Annotated in this window: 21 protein-coding genes; 16 read left to right on the top strand and 5 right to left on the bottom strand. The window is 74.0% G+C overall.

All coding sequences use genetic code 11. The features are described from left to right. Positions 1-5: 5 nt before the first annotated feature. Entirely contained in the window at positions 6-1,163 is a 1,158-nt protein-coding gene (locus ACU436_RS04725; protein WP_459021977.1) for a mandelate racemase/muconate lactonizing enzyme family protein, read from the top strand. Here the strand turns inward: ACU436_RS04725 and ACU436_RS04720 are convergent. Then, positions 1,105-2,085, bottom strand: coding sequence for an iron-siderophore ABC transporter substrate-binding protein (locus ACU436_RS04720; RefSeq protein WP_459021975.1), 981 nt, complete (start codon positions 2,083-2,085; stop codon positions 1,105-1,107). The two genes, ACU436_RS04725 and ACU436_RS04720, sit on opposite strands and share 59 nt — an antisense overlap. A gap of 103 nt (positions 2,086-2,188) precedes the next feature. Further along, a complete protein-coding gene (locus ACU436_RS04715; RefSeq protein ID WP_459021973.1) occupies positions 2,189-3,787 on the bottom strand; it encodes a flavin-containing monooxygenase in 1,599 nt (532 codons plus the stop codon). Between the two features lie 159 nt (positions 3,788-3,946). Here ACU436_RS04715 and ACU436_RS04710 point away from each other — a divergent pair, with 159 nt between their 5' ends. Then, a complete protein-coding gene (locus ACU436_RS04710) occupies positions 3,947-5,518 on the top strand; it encodes an AMP-binding protein (protein ID WP_459021971.1) in 1,572 nt (523 codons plus the stop codon). Positions 5,519-5,549: 31 nt separating this feature from the next. Beyond that, on the top strand, positions 5,550-6,326 hold the full coding sequence (locus ACU436_RS04705; RefSeq protein ID WP_459021969.1) for a crotonase/enoyl-CoA hydratase family protein: 777 nt from the start codon (positions 5,550-5,552) through the stop codon (positions 6,324-6,326). Positions 6,327-6,334: 8 nt separating this feature from the next. On the opposite strand, the gene ACU436_RS04700 is transcribed toward ACU436_RS04705, so the two are convergent. Further along, on the bottom strand, positions 6,335-7,141 hold the full coding sequence (locus ACU436_RS04700) for a crotonase/enoyl-CoA hydratase family protein (protein ID WP_459021967.1): 807 nt from the start codon (positions 7,139-7,141) through the stop codon (positions 6,335-6,337). A 79-nt stretch (positions 7,142-7,220) separates the two neighbouring features. Here ACU436_RS04700 and ACU436_RS04695 point away from each other — a divergent pair, with 79 nt between their 5' ends. From ACU436_RS04695 to ACU436_RS04665, 7 genes are all read left to right on the top strand, one after another. Then, positions 7,221-8,474, top strand: coding sequence for an acyl-CoA dehydrogenase family protein (locus ACU436_RS04695; protein WP_459021965.1), 1,254 nt, complete (start codon positions 7,221-7,223; stop codon positions 8,472-8,474). Further along, positions 8,471-9,835: a phosphotransferase family protein gene (locus ACU436_RS04690; protein ID WP_459021964.1), complete on the top strand. Its 1,365-nt coding sequence runs from the start codon at positions 8,471-8,473 to the stop codon at positions 9,833-9,835. The genes ACU436_RS04695 and ACU436_RS04690 overlap by 4 nt, the downstream gene beginning before the upstream one ends. A gap of 79 nt (positions 9,836-9,914) precedes the next feature. After that, the gene (locus ACU436_RS04685; protein ID WP_459021962.1) at positions 9,915-10,481 is read left to right on the top strand and encodes an SMP-30/gluconolactonase/LRE family protein; all 567 of its coding nucleotides are present in this window, start codon (positions 9,915-9,917) and stop codon (positions 10,479-10,481) included. Further along, positions 10,478-12,211: a class I adenylate-forming enzyme family protein gene (locus tag ACU436_RS04680; RefSeq protein WP_459021960.1), complete on the top strand. Its 1,734-nt coding sequence runs from the start codon at positions 10,478-10,480 to the stop codon at positions 12,209-12,211. Before ACU436_RS04685 ends, ACU436_RS04680 begins: the two co-directional genes overlap by 4 nt. Beyond that, entirely contained in the window at positions 12,204-12,971 is a 768-nt protein-coding gene (locus tag ACU436_RS04675; protein WP_459021958.1) for an enoyl-CoA hydratase/isomerase family protein, read from the top strand. The genes ACU436_RS04680 and ACU436_RS04675 overlap by 8 nt, the downstream gene beginning before the upstream one ends. Then, entirely contained in the window at positions 12,958-14,031 is a 1,074-nt protein-coding gene (locus tag ACU436_RS04670) for a phosphotransferase family protein (RefSeq protein ID WP_459021956.1), read from the top strand. Before ACU436_RS04675 ends, ACU436_RS04670 begins: the two co-directional genes overlap by 14 nt. A 13-nt stretch (positions 14,032-14,044) precedes the next feature. Beyond that, complete coding sequence (locus ACU436_RS04665) at positions 14,045-15,331, top strand: acyl-CoA dehydrogenase family protein (protein ID WP_459021954.1); 1,287 nt, start codon at positions 14,045-14,047, stop codon at positions 15,329-15,331. Between the two features lie 386 nt (positions 15,332-15,717). On the opposite strand, the gene ACU436_RS04660 is transcribed toward ACU436_RS04665, so the two are convergent. Together ACU436_RS04660 and ACU436_RS04655 are read right to left on the bottom strand one after the other, a co-directional pair. Continuing rightward, entirely contained in the window at positions 15,718-16,863 is a 1,146-nt protein-coding gene (locus tag ACU436_RS04660) for an acetyl-CoA C-acetyltransferase (protein ID WP_459021952.1), read from the bottom strand. A 352-nt stretch (positions 16,864-17,215) separates the two neighbouring features. Then, on the bottom strand, positions 17,216-17,836 hold the full coding sequence (locus ACU436_RS04655) for a TetR/AcrR family transcriptional regulator (protein WP_459021951.1): 621 nt from the start codon (positions 17,834-17,836) through the stop codon (positions 17,216-17,218). A gap of 85 nt (positions 17,837-17,921) precedes the next feature. On the opposite strand from ACU436_RS04655, the gene ACU436_RS04650 reads away from it, so the two are divergent. From ACU436_RS04650 to ACU436_RS04625, 6 genes are read left to right on the top strand one after another with little or no spacing between them, the layout of a single operon-like run. Then, positions 17,922-19,127: an acyl-CoA dehydrogenase family protein gene (locus tag ACU436_RS04650; RefSeq protein ID WP_459021949.1), complete on the top strand. Its 1,206-nt coding sequence runs from the start codon at positions 17,922-17,924 to the stop codon at positions 19,125-19,127. Beyond that, positions 19,124-20,233: an acyl-CoA dehydrogenase family protein gene (locus ACU436_RS04645; protein WP_459021947.1), complete on the top strand. Its 1,110-nt coding sequence runs from the start codon at positions 19,124-19,126 to the stop codon at positions 20,231-20,233. Before ACU436_RS04650 ends, ACU436_RS04645 begins: the two co-directional genes overlap by 4 nt. A 10-nt stretch (positions 20,234-20,243) precedes the next feature. Then, on the top strand, positions 20,244-21,029 hold the full coding sequence (locus tag ACU436_RS04640; RefSeq protein ID WP_459021946.1) for an enoyl-CoA hydratase/isomerase family protein: 786 nt from the start codon (positions 20,244-20,246) through the stop codon (positions 21,027-21,029). Further along, the gene (locus tag ACU436_RS04635) at positions 21,026-21,913 is read left to right on the top strand and encodes a crotonase/enoyl-CoA hydratase family protein (RefSeq protein ID WP_459021945.1); all 888 of its coding nucleotides are present in this window, start codon (positions 21,026-21,028) and stop codon (positions 21,911-21,913) included. The genes ACU436_RS04640 and ACU436_RS04635 overlap by 4 nt, the downstream gene beginning before the upstream one ends. After that, complete coding sequence (locus ACU436_RS04630; protein WP_459021943.1) at positions 21,910-22,677, top strand: SDR family NAD(P)-dependent oxidoreductase; 768 nt, start codon at positions 21,910-21,912, stop codon at positions 22,675-22,677. The genes ACU436_RS04635 and ACU436_RS04630 overlap by 4 nt, the downstream gene beginning before the upstream one ends. Before the next feature lie 16 nt (positions 22,678-22,693). Next, positions 22,694-23,455, top strand: coding sequence for a 3-hydroxyacyl-CoA dehydrogenase (locus ACU436_RS04625; protein WP_459021942.1), 762 nt, complete (start codon positions 22,694-22,696; stop codon positions 23,453-23,455). Positions 23,456-23,457: the final 2 nt, after the last annotated feature.

The following is a 23,457-nucleotide window of genomic DNA, read 5'->3' as shown; positions in this document are numbered from 1 at the left end:
TACCCATGACCGCTGCCGATCCCATCGTCACCGGGCTCGAGCTCGGCGCGCTCGCCACGCACTACCCCCGGACCGTGGGCCGCAACGCGCGGTTGGGCAGCCACGGCAGCGGCGGTGAGTCCCGGATCGCCGTGCTGCGCACCGACGACGGCCGCGCCGGCTGGGGCCTGGTGGAGGGTGACCTGGTGGAGGGCGGCGCCAGGCCGGTCGACTCGGTCGTCGGGCGGGCCCTGTCCGAACTGGTCGACGACGACGGGGTGCGCGATCCCGCGCACTTCCCCCTCGACATCGCGCTGCACGACCTGCTCGGCGTCGTCCGCGACCAGCCGGTGCACCTCCTGCTGGGCGGGCACGGCCCGAAGCGGGTCGAGGTCTACGACGGCGCCATCTACTTCGACGACCTCGACCCCGACGACGCCCCCCGCGGCATCGATGTGCTGCTGCAGGAGTGCCGCGCCGATCACGCCCTCGGCCACCGCGGGTTCAAGCTCAAGATCGGCCGCGGGAACCGGTGGATGGAGCGGGCCGCGGGCGACCGCCGCGACGTGGACGTCACCCGCACCGTGCGGGACGCCTTTCCGGACGCGCGGATCCTCGTCGACGCCAACGACGGCTACGACGTCGACGGGTTCCGCCGTTACCTCGACGCAGTCGCCGACGTCGGCCTGTACTGGGTCGAGGAGCCCTTCGCCGACGACGCGGACGACCTCGCCGCCCTGCGCACCCACCTCGACGCCGTCACCCCCGGCACCCGCATCGCCGAGGGCGAGACCCGCCCCGACGTCGACGCGCTGTTGCCGGTCGCCGAGTCCGGGGCCGTCGACGTGCTGCTGATGGACGTCATGTCCTTCGGCATCACCCGCTGGCGGCAGCTCATGCCCCGGCTGCGCGCGGCAGGCGTGGCCGCGTCCCCGCACGCCTGGGGCCGCCCGCTCAAGACGCTCTACGCCGCTCAGCTCGCTGCGGGCCTCGGCGGCATCGAGATCGTCGAGGGCGTGCCAGGGCACACCGACGGGGTCGACGACCGCGGATACCGCTTCGCCGACGGCGCGGTGACCGTCCCGGACCGCCCCGGCTTCGGCCTGCCGATTCCCCCGGTCGAGCTCAGCCGGTGGCGGTGGCGAGCTCCGGGATCGCGATGTCGAGGGCATAGGGCAGGCTGAGCGGGCTGCCGTAGCCGAGGGCGCCGTTGAACTCGGAGGCGAAGGTGCCGGTGTAGAAGGTCCGCCCCTCCCGCACGACGGGGAGCTGGGCGAACACCGGGTTGCCGAGCATGGCGTCCTCCTCCACACCCATGAGGACGAGGACGTCCTCGTCGAGCAGGCCGTACTGCTCCGGGGAGACCGCGCCGGTGTGGGTGGAGCCGACGAAGCCCAGGTCGGCGAAGAACTGGGCGCGCAGGTCGGTCGGCTCGAGGACGTAGCTGCTGGCCGTGTCCTCGCCGAGTGCGACGGCGACGCTCCGGCCCGCGAAGCCCGGGTGGGCCGCCGAGGCATCGGCGAACCGCCGCTCGACCGAGGAGACGAGGGCTTCGGCCTCGGCGGGCCTGCCCAGCGCCTGCCCGGTGATCCGCGTCTGCTCCTGCCACGTGGCCGTCGCCTCGGCGGACGGCGCAGCCACGGTGGGGGCGAGCCGGGACAGCTTGTCGTAGTCCGACGGCTCCATGAAGGAGTACACGCCCAGGATCAGGTCGGGCTGCAGCTGGGCGATCTTCTCGAAGTCGATCTGCTCGCCGCCGACCTTCTCCGGCGGCGGGCCGGTCATCAGCCCGCGCGCCCAGGGTCGCGTGTCCTCGTCGAAGGAGCCGATGAAGTCGCGCACCCCGACCGGTTGGGAACCGAGGGCGAGCACGAAGTCGGCCTCGTTGTAGCCGAGCGCGACGATCCGCCGCGGCGGCTGCTCGATCGTCGTCGCGCCGAACGCGTGCTCGATCGTCACCGGGAACCCGGGGACGGATGCGGCGGGTGGTGCCGCGGGCTCGCTGCCGCCGCCGCAGGCGGTCAGGACGGCGGCGGCCGCGGTAGCGACGACCGCGGCGGACAGGGCCCGGATGCGGCGCCCCACGCGCCGCTCGGGGGAGATCATCGTCGTCTCGGCCTTCGGCTGGGGGAGCAGGTCAGGTGAGGCTCACCTACGGGCGGTGGGGCCGTCAAGGCTCCCGCCGCGACCGTCACAGCGCCGGGCCGGGTCAGGTCCCGGTGCGGAAGCCCCGGTAGCCGTCGGCGACGACCTCGTCGCAGATCGCCCGGTACGTGCCGACGCCGCCGATGTAGGGCAGGAACACGCGCGGCTTCCCGGGCACGTTGGAGCCGAGGTACCAGGAGTTCGCGAGCGGGTAGAGGGTGCCGGCGCCGACCTCGGCGACGTGCTCCACCCACGTGCCCTGCGCCTCGCGCGTCGGTTCGATCGTGTCCCCGTCGAGGTGGCGCAGGCAGTCGGTGATCCAGTCGACGTGCTGCTCGATCGACACCACCATGTTGCTCAGCACCGACGGGCTCCCGGGCCCCGTGATCGTGAAGAGGTTCGGGAAGCCGGCGACGCCGAGACCGAGGTAGGTCCGCGGCCCGGCGGCCCACTCGTCGGCGAGCCGGACGCCCTCGCGGCCCCGGATGTCGATCGCGAGCAGGGCGCCGGTCATCGCGTCGAAGCCGGTGGCGAGCACGAGGTCGTCGACCTCGACGGTCTCCTCGGTGGTGCGCACCCCGCTCGTCGTGAACTCCAGGATCGGGGTCTTGCGGACGTCGACGAGCCGGACGTGCGGCAGGTTGTAGGTCTCGAAGTAGCCGATGTCGAGGCAGGGTCGCTTCGTGCCGAACGGGTGGTCGTCCGGGCAGAGGGTCTGCGCCGTGTCGGGGTCGTCGACGACCTCCCGGATCTTGTCCCGGATGAACTCGGCGACGGTGTCGTTCGCGGCGAGGTCGAGGCCGAGGTCGGCGTAGGTGCGCCGCAGCGCGCCGAGGCTCCCCTCCGCCCAGGCGGCCTCGAAGGCGGCCCGGCGTTCCGCGGGCGTCGCGTCGACGGCGTTGCGTTCGGGCAGCGCACCGAGCAGGCCGGCCGCGGACTCGCGGGCCTCCTGGCGGAACCGGCGGTAGTCGGCCTTCCGCGCCGCCTGCGCCGCCGGGTCCATCGGGGCGTTGTGCGCCGGGACGACGTAGTTCGCCGTGCGCTGGAAGACCGTCAGCTGCGCCGCCTGCGCGGCGATCAGCGGGACCGACTGCACCCCGGACGAACCGGTGCCGACCACCGCGACGCGGCGGCCGGTGAAGTCCACGCCGCCGTGGGGCCAGCGGGCCGTCGAGTGGACCGGGCCCGCGAACGCGTCGAGCCCGGCGATCTCGACGTCCTTGGGCTTCGACAGGCAACCGGTGGCGAAGATGCAATACCGCGCGGCGACGGTCTCCCCGCGGCTGGTCGTGACCTCCCAGCGCTCGCCGTCCCACGTGGCCGCATCGACGCGGGTGTCCAGCTCGACGTCGCGCCGCAGGTCGAACCGGTCCGCCACGTGCTCGACGTAGCGCAGGATCTCGGGCTGGGCGGGGTAGCGCTCGGTCCACTCCCAGTCCTGCTCGAGCTCCTCGGAGAAGGAGTAGGAGTACTCCAGGCTCTCGACGTCGCAGCGCGCGCCCGGGTAGCGGTTCCAGTACCAGGTGCCGCCGACGCCGCTGCCGGCCTCGAAGACCCGCGAGGACAGCCCGAGCTCGCGGATCCGGTGGAGCTGGTACAGGCCGGCCAGGCCGGCGCCGACGATCACGACGTCGGGGGTGCTGGTGCGCTGCGTTTCGGCCATCGGCGCTCCTTCGCGACGGGGCCCCCGCCGGGAGGAGGGGCACCTCGATGCTCGCTCATGCCGGGCGGGAGGTCGACCCCGCACCGTTGACACCCGCCCCGGGAGCGGCGATCCTGCGAGCTGAACGGCCGTTAAGTGAGGAGCGAGCGTGACGGGCGCGTGAAGCCGGGAGGAGCCGACGGGGCGGAGCCGGTCGAGGCCTACCGCGTGCGCGGTGCCCTCGGGTTCTTCGAGATCGCCGAGGCGGACCCGGACCGGATCGCGGTGATCGACGTCGACGGGTCGCGGACCACGTTCGGGGAGCTGCGCGCGCTGGCCGACCGGATCGCGCACGGCCTGCGCGCCCAGGGGCTCACGGAGGGCGACACGGTCGCCGTCGTGCTGCCCAACCACCGCGCGTTCGTCGCCCTGCAGCTCGCCACGGGCCAGATCGGGCTCTACCTCACCGCGCTCAACTGGCACCTGACCGCCCCCGAGCTCGCCTACATCCTCGGCGACAGCGAGGCGCGGCTGCTGCTCACCGGGCCGCGGGTGGCGGAGGCGGTCGCCGCCGCCGCGGACGCGGCCGGCCTGCCGCCGCGGGCCCGGTTCGCCATACCCGCGGTCGAGGGCTTCCGCTCGCTCGACGAGCTGGTCGACGGCATGCCGGCCACCGCGCCCGAGGGCAGGCGGCAGGGCTCGGTGATGCTCTACACGTCGGGGACCACCGGACGCCCGAAGGGCGTGCGCAAGCCGCTCCCGCCCGCGACGCCGGAGCAGAGCTTCGCGGCGCGGGTGTCGATCCTGCCGCGGATGCTGGGGCACACCGCGGGCGAGGGCGTGCACCTGGTGGCGGCGCCGCTCTACCACGCCGCCCCGAACGCCTACGGCCTCCTGTCGCTGCACATCGGGCACCCGCTCGTGCTCATGGACAGGTGGACCCCCGAGGGGTTCCTCGAGCTCGTCGAGCGCCACCGGGTGACCGCCACGCACCTGGTACCGATCATGTTCCACCGGCTCATGGCGCTGCCCGAGCCCGAGCGCAGCCGCCACGACCTGTCCTCGCTGACCCGCGTCGTGCACGCGGCGGCGCCGTGCCCGGTGCCCCTCAAGCAGGCGATGATGGACTGGCTCGGCCCCGTCCTGCACGAGTACTACGCCGCCACCGAGGGCGGCGGCACGTACGTGGCACCGCAGGACTGGCTGCGGCACCCGGGCACGGTCGGGCAGCCATGGGAGGGCAGCGAGGTGCACGTCCTCGACGACGACGGCGCCCCGCTGCCGCCCGGCGAGGTCGGCACGATCTTCTTCCGCAGCCCGGAGGAGTTCGAGTACTTCAAGGCGCCGGAGAAGACCGCCGCCGCCCACCGCGGCGACCTGTTCACCATCGGCGACCTCGGCCACGTCGACGCCGACGGCTGGTTGTACCTCAGCGACCGGCGCTCCGACCTGATCATCTCCGGGGGAGTGAACATCTACCCGGCCGAGGTCGAGTCCGTGCTGCTCACCCACCCCGCCGTCGCCGACGCGGCCGTGATCGGCGTGCCCGACGAGGAGTGGGGGCAGCGGGTGGTGGCGCTGGTCGAGCCGCGGGCCGACGTCGATCCCGCCGCGCTCGTCGACCACTGCAGGGCCCGGCTGGCCGCGTACAAGTGCCCGAGGGCGATCCAGCTGCGGCAGCTGCCCCGCACCCCCACCGGCAAGCTCAGCCGGGCGGCGTTGCGGGCCGAGTGGGCGGCCGCGGAGACGTGACGACATCAGTCCACCGACCGACAGGAGCGCCGTGACCGCCGACGACCAGCCAGTGCTCGTGACCACGCCCGCCGACGGCGTGCTCGTGGTGACCATCGACCGTCCGCAGGCCCGCAACGCCGTCACCGCCGCGGTGGCGCAGGGGATCGCCGACGCGATGGACCGCCTCGACGCCGACGACGCGCTGCGGGTCGGCGTCCTCACCGGCGCGGGCGGCACGTTCTGCGCGGGGATGGACCTCAAGGCGTTCGTCCGCGGGGAGCGTCCGGTCGTGCCCGGCCGCGGGTTCGCCGGCGTCACGCAGCGGCCGCCCGCCAAGCCGTTGATCGCCGCGGTGGAGGGGTACGCCCTCGCGGGCGGCTTCGAGCTGGTGCTCGCCTGCGACCTCGTGGTGGCGGGCGAGGGTGCCGTCTTCGGCATCCCCGAGGCGAAGCGCGGGCTCGTCGCGGCCGCCGGGGGGCTGCTCCGGCTGCCGAAGCGCATCCCGTACCACCAGGCGATGGAGCTGGCCCTGCTCGGCAACCACATCCCGGCCGGGCGGGCGCGGGAGCTCGGCCTGGTCAACCGGCTCGTGTCGGACGGCACGGCGCTCGACGCCGCGCTCGGGCTCGCCGCGGAGATCAGCGCGAACGGGCCGCTGGCCGTCGCGGCCAGCAAGAGGATCGTCGCGTCGGTGGGCGGGTGGCCCGAGGACGAGATGTGGGAGCGGCAGGCGGAGATCGCCGGTCCGGTGTCGGCGTCGAAGGACGCCACCGAGGGCGCACGGGCGTTCGCCGAGAAGCGCGCCCCGGTGTGGAGCGGCGAGTAGCGCCGCGGTCACGCCTCCTCGAACGCAGGCGGCCGCTTCTCGAAGTTCGCCGCGACGGCCTCGACCTGGTTCGGGCTGCCGATGAGCGCCCCGATCTCGGCCTGCTCCGCGGCGAAGCCCGTGGCGAGGTCGACGCGGCCCGCCAGGTCGAGCAGGCGCTTGGCGGCGCGGACGGCGTGCGGGCTGCGGCCGGCGATCTCCCGCGCGAGCGCCAGCGCGGCGCCCCGCGGGTCCGGGTCGGCGCGCGTGCACAGCCCGAGCTCGACGGCCTCCTCGCCGCCCACCACGCGGCCGGTGAAGGCGAGCTCCTTGGCCACGTCCCGGCCGACGAGCTCGGGTAGCAGCTGGGTGCCGGTCATGTCCGGCACCAGCCCCCACCGGATCTCCATCACCGAGAGCCGCGCGTCCGGCGCGACGATGCGGATGTCGGCGCCGAGGGTGATCTGCAGGCCGCCACCGAGCGCGTTGCCGTGCACGGCGGCGATCACCGGTACCGGCAGCTCGGCCCAGACGTGGGCCGCGCGCTGGCCGGTGGCCCGGGCCGGACCCTCGGACGGCGGCAGCCGCACGGTCGCCGACAGCCGCTCTCCGGACCCCATCGCCCGGAACGCGCCGAAGTCCAGCCCCGCGCAGAAGTCGGGACCGTCGCCGGACAGGACGACCGCCCGCACGCCGGCCGCCGCCTTCAGCCGCTCACCCGCGGCGACGAGGCCGGCGAACATGGCCGGGTCGAGCGCGTTGCGCTTGTCCGGCCGAGTCAGCCGGACGTCGGCGACGCCGTCGCCGACCGTGACGTGCACCCGCTCCTCGCTCACGTCCACTCCTGCGGCTCCCCTCTTCCCTCGACGACGGGGGCGGTGCAATGCTAGCTGAACGATCGTTAAGGAGGTCGGTGTGGACTTCGCACTCCCGGTGGAGCTGACCCGGCGCCTCGCCGAGCTGGACGGGTTCATCGAGCGGGAGATCCGGCCACTCCAGGAGCAGGACGACAACGAGCGCTTCTTCGACCACCGCCGCGAGTACTCCCGCACCGACTTCGAGAACGGCGGAGTGCCGCGCCGCGAGTGGGAGGAGCTGCTCGGCGAGATGTTCCGGCGGGCCGACGCCGCGGGCTGGCTGCGCTATGCGCTGCCCGAGGAGATCGGCGGCTCCGACGGCACCAACCTGGACATGGCGGTGATCCGCGAGCACCTGGCGCGCAAGGGCCTCGGCCTGCACAACGACCTGCAGAACGAGGCGTCGGTCGTCGGCAACTTCCCGTTCGCGCACATGCTGCTGGAGTACGGCACCCCCGAGCAGAAGCAGGAGTTCCTGGAGCCGATGCTCAGCCGCACGAGGCGGATCGGGTTCGGGCTCACCGAACCCGAGCACGGCAGCGACGCCACCTGGATGGCCACCACCGCCGTCCGCGACGGCGGCGACTGGGTGATCAACGGGGCCAAGCGGTTCAACTCCGGCATGCACGCGGCAACCCATGACGTGGTCTTCGCCCGGACCTCCGGGAAGCCCGGCGCCGCACGGGGCATCACGGCGTTCTTCGTGCCCACCGACAGCCCCGGCTTCTCGGTCGACTTCCACTGGTGGACGTTCAACATGCCCACCGACCACGCGGAGGTGACGATCCGGGACGTGCGGGTCCCGGACTCGGCGATCTTCGGCGCGGAGGGGGAGGGGCTCGCCGTCGCCCAGACCTTCGTGCACGAGAACCGGATCCGGCAGGCGGCGTCCGGGGTCGGCGCCGGCCAGTACTGCATCGACCGCAGCGTGGCGTACGCGCGGGAGCGGAACACGTTCGGCCAGCCGCTGGCCACTCGGCAGGCGATCCAGTGGCCCCTTGTGGAGCTGCAGACCGAGGCGGAGATGCTGCGCGGCCTGGTCCGCAAGACCGCGTGGGAGCTCGACCGGGTGCCGCACCTGGAGATCAGCGACAAGGTCTCGATGTGCAACTACCGGGCCAACCGGTTCGTCTGCGACGCCGCGGACCGCGCCATGCAGGTGCACGGCGGCCTCGGCTACACCCGCCACACGCCGTTCGAGCACATCTACCGCCACCACCGCCGCTACCGGATCACCGAGGGCTCCGAGGAGATCCAGATGCGCAAGGTGGCGGGCTACCTGTTCGGCTTCGCCGGCCCCCGCGGGCGATGACGTCCGCTGACCCGGACGTGCTCGCCGGCCTGCTCGCGCGCAGGCTGACCGCCGTGCTGGGCACCGGGGTCACGGTGCCTCCGCCCACCCGGTTGACCGGCGGGGCCAGCCGGGAGACCTGGTCGTTCACCGCGCAGCCCGCACACGGCCCGCCGCGCAGGCTGGTCCTGCGCCGGGACCCGCCCGGAGCGGGCCGCCCGGACGGCATGGCACTGGAGGCCGCCGCCATCGCCGCCGCGGCCGCCGCCGCGGTGCCGGTGCCCCGGCTGGTCGACTCGGGCACCGACCCCGCCGTGCTGGGCGCGCCGTACCTCGTCACCGAGCACGTCGGCGGCGAGACGATCGCCCGCAGGCTGCTGCGCGAGGAGCGGTACGCCGCGGCCCGCGAGGGGTTGGCCGCCGAGCTCGGCCGCACGCTGGCCCGCATCCACGCGATCCCGGTCGCCGCCGTGCCGAACCTCCCGGCCGTCGATCCGCTCGAGCACCTGCGCGCCACGTACGACGCGCTGGGCGAGCCGCTGCCGACGATCGAGATCGCCATGAGGTGGCTCGACCGCAACCGGCCGTCCAGCGTGCCGGAGACCGTGGTGCACGGCGACTTCCGCACCGGCAACCTGATCGTCGACCCGTCCGGGCTGCGGGCGGTGCTGGACTGGGAGGTGGTGCACCGCGGCGACCCGCGGGAGGACCTCGGCTGGCTGTGCGTGAAGTGCTGGCGGTTCGGCTCGCCGTTCCCCGCGGGCGGCTTCGGCCCGGTGGAGCAGCTGCTGGACGGCTACGCCGAGGTCGCGGGGCACCGCCCGGACGCCGGGGCGGTGCACTGGTGGCAGGTCTTCGGCACGGCCCGGTGGGCCGTCGGCTGCCGGGGGATGGCCGAGCGGCACCTGTCGGGGGAGACGCCGTCGATGGAGCTCGCCGCGGTCGGCCGCCGGGTGTGCGAGCAGGAGCACGACGTGCTGCTGGCGCTGGGCGTGCCCGACTCCGACCCCGCCCCGGGCCCGCCCGCCCCCGGCTCCGATCTGCACGGGCGCCCGACGTCCGCCGAGCTCGTCGCCGCGGTCGCGATGTTCCTGCGCGAGGACGTCATGGCCGCCACCGATGGCCGGCTGAACTTCCTCGCGCGGGTGGCCGCCAACACACTCGACGGCGTCGGCCGCGAGCTGCTCTCCGGCCCCGAGCAGGAACGCCGGCACCGCGAGCGCCTCGCGGCGTTCGGCTGCCGCGACCAGGCCGAGCTCGCCGCGGCGATCCGGTCCGGCGCGATCTCCGCCGACGACCCCGCGCTGCTCGCGACCGTCCGGGCCGCGGTGACCGACCGGCTCACCGTGGCCAACCCCCGCTACCCGTCCCACCCGGGCTGACCGGCCGTTGACACCGCAGGGACCGCGACCTAGCGTCACTTAACGATCGTTCAGCTCGCTCGGAGCGAAGGGCTGGAACATGGTCAGTGCCGACCCCGCCGCCGACGTCCACATGCGTCCCGTCGCCACCGGCCTGCAGTTCCCGGAAGGGCCGATCGTGTTGCGCGACGGCAGCGTCCTGCTCGTGGAGATCCGGCGCGGCACGCTGACGCGGATCACGCCCGACGGGCGGGTGAGCGTCGTCGCGCACGGCTCCCGGGTCTACGTCGCCGAGACCGGGCCCGGCCGGGTCTGGTCCTGGGACCTCGCGGGCCCGGGGCGGATCCGCGAGGACGAGGCGGCGATCGGCCCGGGCGGCGCCACGCTGCTGCACGGGTTCTCGGGCTACCAGCCGCTCGACTCGCTCGCCGTCGACGGCGACGGCAACGTCTGCGTCGCCACCCTGGTCACGGGCGCGGTGAGCGTGCTCGCCCCGGACGGCACCCTGCTGCGCCAGGTCCGGGTGCCCGAACCCGACCCGTTCGTCACCAACATCTGCTTCACGGGGGCGGACTCGCGCGCCGCGTACATCACGTCCTCGGGGCGCGGGATCCTCTACACGCTCGAATGGGCCACGCCGGGCCTCGACCTGGCGTTCGCGGCATGACCGGCAGCACGGCTGTGGGCGTGCGGGCGGCGCTCGTCGCGCGGTTCACCGCCCCGGGCGCCGAGTTCGAGGTCGTCGAGCGGGTGGTCGGGGGAGTGCCGATGCGCGTCTACTCCGGCGGCCCGCAGACCCTGCGCGAGGTGCTGCTGGAGAGCGCGGTGTTCGGTGACCGCACCCACCTCGTGTACGGCACGGAACGCCGGACGTTCGCCGAGCACCTGCGGCTCGTGGCGGGGCTGGCTCGCTCCCTCACCGGCGAGTACGGGCTGCGCACGGGCGACCGGCTCGCGGTCACCATGCGCAACTACCCGGAGTGGGCGCCGGTGTTCCACGCGGCGCAGGCCGTCGGCGTCGTCGTGGTCCCGCTGAACGCCTGGTGGACGGCCGGCGAGCTGCGCTACGCGCTCGCCGACTCGGGGGCGCGGCTGGTGGTCGCCGACGCCGAGCGCAGCGCGTTGATCGCACCGAAGCTCGGTGACCTCCCGCTCGTCGAGGTGCGGGGCGGCGCGGAACCGACGCCGGGAGCGCGGCCGTGGGCCGACCTGCTCGCCTCGCTCGACCCGGACGCCACGGTGCCCGAGGCCGACGTGCGGCCCGACGACGACGCCACCATCCTCTACACGTCCGGCACCACGGGCCGGCCGAAGGGCGCCATCGGGACGCACCGCAACCACTGCACGAACGTCCGCAACACCCGGCTCGGCGCGTACGTCGGCGCGGCGATCGCGAACGGCGGTGAGCCGCCCACACCCGACCCGGACGCCCCACAGCAGGGCGGGCTCTGCACCTTCCCGCTGTTCCACATCGCCGGGATCACGAGCATCTGCTACTCGCTGCACACCGGGGCGAAGCTCGCCACCCAGTACCGGTGGGACCGCGCCGAGGCCGTGGACCTGATCGTCCGGGAGCGGCTCACCGGCGCGTCCGGCGTGCCGACCGTGATGCGCCAGCTCGTCGAGGACGCCTCCGCCGACCCCGGCCGGGTCGCGACGCTCGCGGGGGTCAGCATGGGCGGCACACCGGTGCCGCCGGACCTCATCGGCCGCATCGACTCCGGGTTCGCCTCCCTCGTCGCGCCGGGCAACGGCTACGGGCTCACCGAGACCACCTCGGCCGTCGTGTCCAACAGCGGCGCCGACTACGTCACCCACCCCGACAGCGTCGGGCGCTGCGCGCCGGGGGCGGACGTGCGCGCGGTCGACCCGGCCACCGGGGAGGACGTGCCCGAGGGCGAGGTCGGGGAACTGTGGTTCCGCGGCCCGAACGTCGTGCGCGGCTACTGGAACAACCCGGAGGCGACGGCGGCGGCCTTCACCGGCGGCTGGTTCCACACCGGCGACCTGGGCCGGTTGCGCGACGGCTGGGTGTACGTCGTCGACCGCATGAAGGACGTGGTGATCCGCGGCGGCGAGAACATCTACTGCGCCGAGGTCGAGGCCGCGCTGTTCGAACACCCGGCCATCGGCGACGTCGCGATCGTCGGGATCGCGCACGAGTCGCTGGGCGAGGAGGCGGTCGCGGTGGTGCACCTGCGCCCCGGCGCCACACCCGGCCCGGAGACCGCCGGGCAGCTGCGCCGGTACGTCGGCGAGCGGCTGGCGTCGTTCAAGGTGCCGGCGCACGTGGTGTTCCGCGACGAGCCGCTGCCGCGCACGCCCAGTGGCAAGGTGCTCAAGCGCGACCTGCGGGGACCGGTGGCCGCCGAGGTACGGGGGAGCGGCCATGGGTGAGCCCGACGTCCGGTACGAGGTCGACGGCCACGTCGGGCTCGTGACCCTGAACCGCCCCGAGGTGCACAACGCGCTGCGTCGCCGCACGTACGACGAGCTCACCGAGCTGGTGCGCACGACGGGCGCGCGGGTGTTGGTGATCACCGGGGCCGGCCGGTCCTTCTGCTCGGGCGACGACGTCCGCGAGCTGATGCGCGGTGGCGAGGGCGCCCCGCCGCGGCCCGCGCCCCGGCTCACCCCCGCCGCCGGTGCACTGCTGTCCACCGACGTCCCGGTGGTCGCCGCCGTCAACGGGCCCGCGGTCGGCTGGGGCATGGAGCTGGCGCTGATGGCCGACCTGCGGATCGCGGCCCGGCGGGCGCGGTTCGGGGAGCTCTTCGTCAAACGCGGCCTGTGCAGCGACGTCGCAGGCATCGCCCGGCTCGCCCAGCTCGTCGGGCGGGAACGGGCCGCGGAGCTGCTGTTCACCGGCGAAGTGATCGACGCCGATCGGGCCGAGCGGATCGGCCTCGTCGGGCGAGTGGTCGACGACGACCAGCTGCTGCCCACAGCGGTGGAGCGGGCACGGACGATCGCGGCCAACCCGCCGCTCGCCGTCGCCGCGCTCAAGCGGGGCCTGCGCCGCGCGCTGGACCCGGACTGGACCGACCTGGGGACGTGGGTGAGCAGCACCCTCGGCGAGCTGTTCACCACCGAGGACCACCGCGAGGGCGTGCGGTCGTTCCTGGAGAAGCGGGAGCCGCGGTATGTCGGTCGGTGAGGACACGCAGCTCGCGGGCATCGACCGGGCGCGGGTGGGGCCCTGGCTCGCCGCGCACGTCGACGGGCTGGTCGGCCCGGTGGAGCTCGCGCTGGTCTCCGGCGGGCGGTCCAACCTGACCTACCGGGTCACCGACGCCGCGGGCCGGGTGTACGCCCTGCGCAGGCCGCCGACCGGCGGCGTGCTCACGACCGCCCACGACATGAGCCGCGAGTGGCGGTTCATCTCCGCGCTCGCGCCGACCGCCGTCCCGGTGGCACCGCCGCTGGCGTTCTGCGCCGACCCCGGGGTCACGGGCGCGGAGTTCTACGTCATGGGCTTCGTCGACGGGCACGTGCTCGGCGACCGCGCCGCCACGCTGGCCATGACCCCGGCCGCGCGCGCCCGCGCCGCGGAGCACATCGTGGACGTGCTCGTCGCGCTGCACGCGCTCGACCCGGCCGAGGTGGGGCTGGGCGACCTCGTACGCCGCACCGGGTACGTCGAGCGCCAGCTGCGCCGCTGGCACGGCCAGCTGCACACGTCGGCCGCCGAGCTCCCCTCCCTGGCCGCCGAGGTCACCCTGCTCGACGAGGTGCACGACCTGCTCGCCGCGCACGCGCCCGCGCAGGGCACGGGCATCGTGCACGGCGACTACCGGCCCGGGAACATGTCCTTCGGCCCGGACGGCACCGTCCGCGCGGTGTTCGACTGGGAGCTCGCCACCACCGGCGACGCGATGGCCGACCTCGGCTGGCTCGCGGCCACCTGGGCGGACCCGGGCGAGGCGCTCTCTCCGGAGGCGGCGACGGCGGGGCCGAGCATCGCTCCCGGCTTCCCCTCGCGCGCCCAGCTGGTGGACCGCTACGCCCGCGGGTCCGGCCGCGACGTGTCGCAGCTGCCGTACTGGATGGCCTTCTCCCGCTGGCGGCTGGCCTGCATCGGTGCCGGCGTGCAGGCTCGTTACCTCGCCGGACACATGGCCGACGACGGGTATCTGGAACAGGCACGGGCGCGCGTCGACCGGGACGCGCGGCTGGCCGAGGCGGCCCGCGCCGGCCTGCGCGAGCTGGGGATCTGAGGAGAGGAGCGCTATGGCCTGGGACTTCTCGACCGAGCCGGAGTTCGAGGAGAAGCTCGAGTGGATGCGCGGGTTCGTCCGCGACGAGATCATCCCGCTCGAGACGCTGAACCTCGACGGCCCATCGCTGGCCCGGGCCACCGAACCCTTGAAGGAGGAGGTCAGGGCCCGCGGCCTGTGGGCGGCGCACCTGCCGCCCGAGCTGGGTGGCCACGGCTTCGGCCAGGTCAGGCTGGGACTGATGCACGAGATCCTCGGCCGGTGCGTCTACGCGCCCGCCGTGTTCGGCAACAACGCGCCGGACTCGGGCAACGCCGAGCTCCTCGCGGTCGGGGCTGACGACGAGCAGAAGCGCAGGTGGATGCAGCCCCTCCTGGACGGGAAGCTGCGCAGCGCGTTCTCCATGACCGAGCCGGGGGCGGGCGCCGACCCGACGCTGCTCGCCACCCGCGCCGAGCGGATCGGCGACGAGTACGTGATCAACGGCCACAAGTGGTTCACCTCGAACGGCTCGGTGGCCGACTTCCTCATCGTCATGGCGGTGACCAACCCGGACGGGCCGCCGCGGCGGCGGGCCTCGATGTTCGTGGTGCCCACCGACACCCCGGGCGTCGACATCCTGCGTGACGTGCCGACGATGGGCGACCCCCACGAGCACCCCGGGCGGCCCGGCGGCCACGCCGAGATCGTCTACCGGGACGTGCGGGTGCCGGCGGAGAACCTCATCGGCGGCGAGGGCGAGGGCTTCGTCCTCGCCCAGAAGCGGCTCGGCCCGGGCCGGATCCACCACTGCATGCGCTGGCTGGGCCAGTCGAGGCGGGCGTTCGACATGCTGTGCGAGCGGGCCGTGTCCCGGTACACGCACGGGTCGGTGCTCGCGGACAAGCAGATGGTGCAGGACTGGATCGCGACCTCGGCCGCCGAGATGACCGCCGCCCGCCTCATGACCCTGCAGGCCGCCTGGAAGATGGACCAGGGCGGCACCGCGGCGGCGCTCACCGACATCGCGATGATCAAGTTTTACGGCGCGACGGTGCTGTACAACGTGATCGACCGGGCGATCCAGGTCCACGGCTCGCTGGGCTACACCACCGACCTGCCGCTGGAGTCGATGTACCGCCACGCCCGCGCCGCCCGCATCTACGACGGCCCGGACGAGGTGCACAAGGTCACCGTGGCGCGGCGGGTGCTGCGCGACTACGAGCGCCGTGACGTCCCCTCCGAGCACGTCCCGACCCGCCGCGAGGCCGCACGGGAGAAGTTCGCGCACCTGCTCGACACGGCGGCGGTGAACAGCTGAGCCGAGGGCACTCCGAGTCGTGACGTGCCCTCGCCGGGCCCAGCTCGGTCGTCTCGTGGGGGTGCGAGTTGGTGGGGTTGGCGCGATTCTCGGGCGCCTTCGCGTCAGCTTGCCGGAGACGCGGGTGGGCATGTGGATTTCATGATCAGGTCGACGCCACGTGTCTCGGATCGAGCACGCATGGGGGCGACATGATCATGCGCAGGTCGGCGTGCCCCGGACATGATCGTTGCGAGATCGCGTTCAGCGCCCGGGGTGGGGCGCCCCGGCGCAGTTCGGATCGATCATGCGACCTTGATCGCTGCGAGACCACGGTTCGCGCCCCCGTGGGGGCTGGTTCCCGCATCTCGGATCGATCACCAGGTGTCGATCCGCGCGCTCGCCGCTCAGACCCGCTCGATGATCGTGGCGTTGGCCTGCCCGCCGCCCTCGCACATCGTCTGCAGGCCGTAGCGCCCGCCGGTGCGTTGCAGCTCGTGCACCAGCTTGGTGGCGAGGACGGCACCGGTGGCGCCCAGCGGGTGGCCGAGGGCGATCGCGCCGCCGTTGACGTTGGTCCGCTCCAGGGACGCGCCGGTCTCCTGCGCCCAGGCGAGGGGGACCGGGGCGAAGGCCTCGTTGACCTCGAACAGGTCGATGTCGTCGATGGTGAGCCCGGAGCGGGCGAGGGCGGCCTGGGTGGCCGGGATCGGGCCGGTGAGCATGTACACCGGGTCGTCGCCGACGACGGTGAGCGTGTGCACGCGGGCGAGCGGCGTGAGCCCGTGGGTGCGCACGGCCTGCTCGGACGCGACGAGCAGCGCGGCCGCGCCCACCGACATCTGGCTCGCGACGGCGGCGGTGACCGCCCAGCCCTCGCGCAGCGGCTTCAGGTTCCCCATCGACTCCAGCGACGTGTCGCGGCGGGCGCCCTCGTCGGTGTGGAGCCCGCTCACCGGCGTGATCTGGCCGGCGAAGCGGCCCTCGTCGATGGCCCGGACGGCCCTGCGGTGGCTCTCCAGCGCGAACCGCTCCAGGTCGTCGCGGGTGTAGCCCCACTTCTCGCACATCAGCTGGGCGCCGCGGAACTGGGAGATCTCCTGGTCGCCGTAGCGCTCCACCCAGCCGTCGCCGCCGTGGGAGGACGCGCCGAGCTCCTTGACCACGATGGCGTTGGAGCCCATCGGCACCATCGCCATGTTCTCCACGCCGGCGGCGATCACGAGGTCCTGCGTGCCGGACAGGACGCCCTGCGCGGCGAAGTGCAGGGCCTGCTGGGACGAGCCGCACTGCCGGTCGATCGTCACGCCGGGCACGCTCTGCGGCAGGCCGGCCGACAGCCATGCGGTGCGGGCGATGTCGCCCGCCTGCGGGCCGAGCTGCACGACGCAGCCCATGATCACGTCCTCGACGGCCGACGGGTCGACGCCGGTGCGGGTGACCAGCTCGCGCAGGACGTGCGCGCCGAGGTCGGCGGGATGGGCGCCGGCCAGGGCGCCCTTGCGGGTGCCGACGGGAGTGCGGACGGCGCCGACGATGTATGCCTCAGCCACGGATGTCCCCTTCGTCGCGGATCTTAACGAGCGTACAGTCGGGAACCCGTGATCGGGAGCATCCGCCGCGGAGCGAACGTGCCGCTCGCGCGGATAGGTGCCTGGTGATCGGTCCGAGATGCTGGAGACTGCCCTCACGAGGGCGTTCGGCGTGGTCTCGCGGCGATCAAGGTCGCATGATCGGTCCGAAATGCGGTGGATCGCCCTGTGTGGGGCGCTGAGGCCGACCTGATCATGAACGGGCGGCTTGGCGCGCCGGCCAAAGCGACGGCACCCGGGAATCGCGCCAACCCCACCCGCTCTCGGCCCCACACGCGGCGAGCGAAGGTGCCGTTCGCTCCCCGGAGCGCCGTCAGGGGCGGTGGTCCACTATGCGGAGAGCGATGGCCGTGTAGCGCTTCACCAGATCCGGGAGGGTGATCTCGCCGCCGGGCTCGTACCACTGGGCGATCGCGTTGCAGGCCGCCACGATGGCGCGGCGCGCGTCGTCGGGATGGGTGCAGTGGAACTCGCCCCGGGCCACGCCGTCGGCGACGATGTCCGCCCACAGCTGCGATGCCGAGCGCCGGACCCCGTCGAGCCGTTCGCGGTTGTCCGGCTCGAGGTTGCGCCACTCCAGGGTGGCGATGTTGCTCTCGACGCGCATGCTCACCCGGTACTCCACCGTGGCCCGCACGAGCGCGCGCAGCTTCGCGGCCGGGTCGTCGCCCGCAGAGCGCAGGGCGCGGTCGCAGCGCTCGGAGTAGTCGTGCTGGATCTCCTCGATCAGCGCCGCGAGCAGGTGCTGCTTGCTGGGGTGCCAGTAGTAGAGGGCCGAGAGGGACAGCCCGGCGCGCTTCGCGATGTCGCGGATCGAGGTGCCGTGGTAGCCGCGCTCGGCGAAGATCTCCCGGGCGGCCGCGGTGATGGCGTCCCGGCCGCCGCCGCGCGGGATGACCGGCGCGCCGTTCCCCTCCGCGGGTGCGATGCTCACGGGCCCAGCATATGGGCGGCGGCCCGGGCGGAAGTGCCCGGACGACTGTTGTCAACTTAACGAGTGATCGGTAAGTTCGACCGATGTGACAGTGGTCGAGGACTACCGCAGCTCGGTGCGTGCCTGGCTGCACGCGCACGCCCCGGCCGCCGGCACCGCCCCGGCGGACTACCTGCGTGTGGCCCGGGAGTTCCAGGCCGCGCTGTACGACGCCGGGTACGCCGGGATCACCTGGCCGGAGGAGGTCGGCGGGCAGGGGCTCACCACCGCGGAGCAGCAGGTCTTCTCCGAGGAGGCCGCCGAGTACGAGCTGCCGACCTACCCGTTCATCATCGGCATGGGGATGTGCGGTCCGACGCTCGTGGACCTCGGCACGCCGGAGCAGAAGGCCCGCTACCTGCAGCGGCTGCTGTGCGGCGAGGAGATCTGGTGCCAGCTCTTCTCCGAGCCGGGCGCGGGGTCGGACGTCGCGAGCCTGCAGACCCGGGCCGTCCTCGACGGCGACCACTGGGTGGTCAACGGCCAGAAGGTCTGGACGACCAACGCGCAGTTCGCCGACTTCGGGGCCCTGCTCGCGCGCACCGACCCCGACCGGCCCAAGCACGCGGGCCTGACGATGTTCGTCATCGACATGCACGACCCCGGCGTCACCGTCCGGCCGCTGAAGGACATGTCCGGGCGCGCCCCCTTCAACGAGGTCTACTTCGACGACGTCCGGATCCCGGTCGAGAACGTGATCGGCGAGGTCGGCCGCGGCTGGCACGCCGCGGTCACGATGCTCGGCCACGAGCGCGTGTCGATCGGGGCCAGCCGCAGGCCGAGGAGCAACCCCCTCGACACCGCCTCGCTCGTCGAGCTGGCGCGCCGGTCCGGCGTCGCGGACGTGCCCGCGCTGCGGGAGCGGATCGCCGAGCTGTACGCCCACGAGCGCGCGCTGGAGCTGTTCAACGTCCGGATGCGCCAGGAGACGGCGGTCGGCCGGCCGCCGGGGGCCCGCGGCTCGGTCGCGAAGCTGGCCGGTGCCCTGCTGCTGCGGCGCGCGATCGGGGTCGCCGGGGAGATCGCGGGCGCGGGCGCGGTGGCCTGGGAGCCGGACGACGCGCGCGGCGCGGAGCTCGCGCTCGCCGTCAACTCCGCACCCGCCTCGGCCATCGCGGGCGGCACCAACGAGATCCAGCGCAACATCATCGGTGAGCGGATCCTCGGGCTGCCGAAGGATCCGCAGGTGGACCGCGATGTCCCGTTCCGGGAGCTCAGGGTCGGCACGCAGCGGAAGGACGATGGCCGATGAGGCTCGTGCTGGATCCCGAGCAGGAGGAGCTGCGGGCGGCGGTGCGGCGGTTCCTCGCCGACCGGGCGCCGTCGGCGAAGGTGCGGGCGACGCTGGAATCCGCGGCGGGCTACGACGCCGACGTCTGGGCCGGGCTCGCCGGGATGGGCGTGCTCGGCCTCGTCGTGCCCGAGGAGCTGGGCGGCGGGGGTGCGGGCCACGTCGAGCGGGCGGTCGTGGCCGAAGAGCTGGGGCGCTCCGTCACCCCCGCCCCCTTCCTCGCCTCCGCCGTGCTCGCCACCGACGCCCTGCTCGCCCTCGACGACGACGCCGCCCGCACGGAGCTGTTGCCGAGGCTCACCACCGGTGAGCTCGTCGGCACCGTCGCCGTGGCCGAGGGCGGCGGGGCGTGGGACCGCGCGGGCGGCGCGACCACCGCCGTCGAGCGCGGCGGCCGGTGGGAGCTGTCGGGCGTGAAGACGCCCGTACTCGCGGGCGACGTCGCCGACGTCGTGCTCGTCCTCGCCGGCACGCCGGACGGGCCGGGCTGGTTCGCCGTGGAGCGGGATGCGGCCGGCCTCACCCGCACCCGGCTCACCGGCCTCGACCCGACCCGGCCCCTCGCGAAGCTGGTCTTCGCCGGTACACCCGCGCGCCGGCTCGCGTCCGCGGACGCGGCCGCCGTGCTCGACGTCGTCGCCGACCTCGCCGCCGTCGCGCTCGCCGCGGAGCAGGTGGGCGTCCTCCAGCGGGCGATGGAGCTGACGGTCGACTACGCGAAGGTACGGGTCCAGTTCGGGCGCCCGATCGGGTCGTACCAGGCGGTCAAGCACGGGTGCGCCGACGTGTACAGCTCGTGGGAGCACGCGGTGTCGGTGCTGCGCTACGCCGCGTGGACCGCCGACCACGACCGCGCCGAGCTGCCCCTCGCAGCCGCGCTGGCCCAGACCTACATCGGGCCCGCGTGCTTCGAGGCCGCGACCGCGATGGTGCAGTACCACGGCGGGATCGGTTACACATGGGAGCACGACGCGCACCTGTACTACAAACGTGCCAAGAGCGCCGAGCTGCTGCTGGGCCCGCCTGCCGGGCACCGGGCCCGGCTCGCCGACCGGCTGGGCGGGTAGGGGAGGAACCATGGCCGACGACGTCCTGCTCGCCACCCGCGACAGCGGCGTGCTGACCCTCACGCTCAACCGGCCGCGCCGCAAGAACGCGATCGACGGCGAGCTGTGGGACGCGCTGCGCGCGCAGCTCACGGTCGCCCGCGACGACGCCGACGTGCGCGCGATCGTGCTCACGGGCGCAGGCGGCGACTTCTGCGCCGGCGCCGACCTGTCCGGCGGGGTGTCGCGCGGGCATCCGCTGGACCGGATGCGGCGCGTCAACGAGGTGGCCCTGCTGCTGCACGAGCTGCCGGTCCCGTCGGTCGCGAAGGTGGACGGCGTCGCGGTCGGCGCCGGGTGGAACCTCGCCCTCGGGTGCGACCTCGTGGTCTCCACCCCCACCGCGCGGTTCTCCCAGATCTTCGCCAAGCGCGGCCTGTCCCTGGACTTCGGTGGGTCGTGGCTCCTGCCGAAGCTGGTGGGGATGCAGCAGGCGAAGCGGCTCGCCCTGCTGGCGGAGATGATCGACGCCGCAGAGGCGCACCGGCTGGGCCTGGTGACCTGGGTGGTGGAGCCCGAGGAGATCGACGGGTTCGTCGCCGACCTCGGCAAGCGGCTCGCGGCGGCGGCGCCGGTGGCGGTGGCGCAGTCGAAGGCACTGCTGCACGAGGGTGCGGACGGCACGCTGCGCGACGCGCTCGCCGCCGAGGCGCGCGCCCAGACCATCAACTTCGCCACCGGTGACGCGCCGGCGGCGTTCGCGGCCTTCAACGAGAAGCGCGAGCCGGTGTTCACCGGGGAGTGGGCGGTGCGGTGACCGAGTACACCGAGATCCGGCTCGACGTCGCCGACGGCGTCGCCACGATCACCCTGCACCGCCCGGACCGGCTCAACGCGTTCACCACCACGATGTTGCGCGAGCTCCTCGCGGCGTTCGACGCCACCGACGCCGACGAGGACGTCCGCGTCGTGCTCATGACGGGGGCGGGGCGCGGGTTCTGCGCCGGCGCCGACCTCGGCCGCGGCGCGCGCACGTTCGACGCCTCCGACGAGCGCCGCAGCGCCGAGCGCGGGGACCTCGGCAGGATCGGCGGGGCGCCGCGGGACGGCGGCGGGATCGTGTCGCTGCGGATCGCGGCCTCGGTGAAGCCGGTGATCGTCGCCTACAACGGCCCGGCGGTCGGCGTGGGCGCCACGATGACGCTGCCCGCGGACATCCGGATCGCCGCCGAGTCGGCGCGGTTCGGGTTCGTGTTCGCCCGGCGCGGCCTGGTGCCGGAGGCGGCCTCCAGCTGGTTCCTGCCCCGGATCGTCGGGATCTCGCAGGCGATGGAGTGGGTGGCGACGGGACGCGTGTTCGACGCGGCGGAGGCCCTCGCGGGGCGGCTCGTGTCGCGGGTGGTCCCGGACGCCGAGCTGCTGCCGACGGCGCGAGCGCTCGCGGCCGAGATCGCGGAGAACACCTCGGCGGTGTCGGTGGCGCTCTCGCGCCGGATGCTGTGGTCGATGCTCGGCGCGTCGACGCCGTGGGAGGGGCACCGGGTCGACTCGAACGCGATCTTCCGGGTCGGGCAGGGCCCGGACGCCAAGGAGGGCGTCACCTCGTTCCTGGAGAAGCGGCCACCGACGTTCCCGGGGCGGGTCGCCGACCACCTCGACGTCGTCCCCGCCTGGCCCTCCCGGCCGGAGGACATGCCATGACCGACCTCTTCGACCTCACCGGGCACGTCGCGCTGGTCACGGGCGGCAACTCCGGCATCGGGCTCGGCATGGCCCACGGGCTCGCGCGGTGCGGCGCGGACGTCTGCGTCTGGGGCACGAATGCCGGGCGGAACGAGGCCGCGGCGGAGGAGCTCGCGAAGCACGGCACCCGGGTGCGTGCGATCCGGTGCGACGTCGGCGACGAGGAGGCCGTCACCGCGGGTTTCGCCGAGACGCTCGGGCACTTCGGCCGGGTGGACTCGTGCTTCGCGAACGCCGGCGTGACCGGCTCCGGCGCGCGGTTCGTGGAGACGAGCCTCGCGGACTTCCGCGCCGTCACGCGGGTGAACCTCGACGGGGCCTTCCTCACGCTGCGCACGGCCGCCGCGCACATGGTCGAGCGCGGCGGCGGTGGCGTGCTGGTCGGCACCTCGAGCGTCTCGACGGTCCACGGCGCCCCGCGCGGTCAGGCCTACGCGGCGAGCAAGGCCGGGCTGACGGCGATGATCAAGGGGTGCGCCGTGGAGCTGGCGCGGTACGGGATCAACGCGCACGCGATCGTGGCGGGCTGGACCGAGACCCCGCTGGCGTCCCCGAAGCTGCACGACGAGACGTTCGAGCGGAACGTGATGAAGCGGATGCCGCACCGGCGCTGGGGCCGGCCGGACGACTTCGCGCGCCTCGCCGTGTACCTGGCCGCGGGGATCGGCGGGTTCCACACCGGCGACGAGATCGTGGTCGACGGCGCATACTCGATCTTCTGACGAGAGGACGGTACGAGTGGACATCAACGGATCGGTCGCGCTGGTCACCGGCGGGGCCTCCGGCCTGGGGCTGGCGACCACGGAGAAGCTGCTCGACGCCGGCGCGAGCGTGGTGATCCTCGATCTGCCCACCTCCGCGGGTGCCGCGGTCGCGGAGAAGCTGGGCGACCGGGTGCGGTTTGCCCCGGGCGACGTCACCGACGAGGCGAGTGTCGCCGCGGCCCTCGACGCGGCGGGGGAGCTGGGCACCCTGCGGGTGGCGGTGAACTGCGCGGGCACCGGCAACGCGATCAGGACGGTCGGCAAGCACGGCCCGTTCCCGCTGCCCGACTTCACGCGGATCATCACCATCAACCTCATCGGCACGTTCAACGTGATCCGGCTGGCCGCGGAGCGGATCGCCGCGGCGGAGCCGCAGGGGGAGGAGCGCGGGGTCATCGTCAACACCGCCTCGGTGGCGGCGTTCGACGGCCAGATCGGGCAGGCGGCCTACTCGGCGTCGAAGGGCGGCGTGGTGGGGATGACGCTGCCGATCGCGCGCGACCTCGCCCAGATCCGGATCCGCGTGGTGACGATCGCGCCGGGGCTGTTCGACACGCCGCTGCTCGCCGGCCTGTCCGAGGACGCGAAGACATCGCTGGGCGCGCAGGTGCCGCACCCGGCCCGGCTGGGCGACCCGGCGGAGTTCGGCGGGCTGGTCGCGCACATCGTGGCCAACCCGATGCTCAACGGCGAGGTCATCCGGCTGGACGGCGCCATTCGCATGGCGCCGCGGTAGAG

The organism is Pseudonocardia wallangbongensis (assembly GCF_054486945.1).
The sequence above is the reverse complement of the archived record's forward strand: the minus strand, read 5'-3'. Positions and strand labels throughout refer to the sequence as shown.

Bases quoted from the DNA above. Each gene is read 5' to 3' on its own strand.
- ACU436_RS04645 (WP_459021947.1), top strand. From the start codon at position 19,124: ATGAGGCTCGTGCTGGATCCCGAGCAGGAGGAGCTGCGGGCGGCGGTG.
- ACU436_RS04680 (WP_459021960.1), top strand. From the start codon at position 10,478: ATGACCGGCAGCACGGCTGTGGGCGTGCGGGCGGCGCTCGTCGCGCGG.
- ACU436_RS04640 (WP_459021946.1), top strand. From the start codon at position 20,244: ATGGCCGACGACGTCCTGCTCGCCACCCGCGACAGCGGCGTGCTGACC.
- ACU436_RS04725 (WP_459021977.1), top strand. From the start codon at position 6: ATGACCGCTGCCGATCCCATCGTCACCGGGCTCGAGCTCGGCGCGCTC.
- ACU436_RS04670 (WP_459021956.1), top strand. From the start codon at position 12,958: ATGTCGGTCGGTGAGGACACGCAGCTCGCGGGCATCGACCGGGCGCGG.
- ACU436_RS04685 (WP_459021962.1), top strand. From the start codon at position 9,915: ATGGTCAGTGCCGACCCCGCCGCCGACGTCCACATGCGTCCCGTCGCC.
- ACU436_RS04690 (WP_459021964.1), top strand. From the start codon at position 8,471: ATGACGTCCGCTGACCCGGACGTGCTCGCCGGCCTGCTCGCGCGCAGG.
- ACU436_RS04665 (WP_459021954.1), top strand. From the start codon at position 14,045: ATGGCCTGGGACTTCTCGACCGAGCCGGAGTTCGAGGAGAAGCTCGAG.
- ACU436_RS04630 (WP_459021943.1), top strand. From the start codon at position 21,910: ATGACCGACCTCTTCGACCTCACCGGGCACGTCGCGCTGGTCACGGGC.
- ACU436_RS04715 (WP_459021973.1), bottom strand. From the start codon at position 3,787: ATGGCCGAAACGCAGCGCACCAGCACCCCCGACGTCGTGATCGTCGGC.
- ACU436_RS04720 (WP_459021975.1), bottom strand. From the start codon at position 2,085: ATGATCTCCCCCGAGCGGCGCGTGGGGCGCCGCATCCGGGCCCTGTCC.
- ACU436_RS04675 (WP_459021958.1), top strand. From the start codon at position 12,204: ATGGGTGAGCCCGACGTCCGGTACGAGGTCGACGGCCACGTCGGGCTC.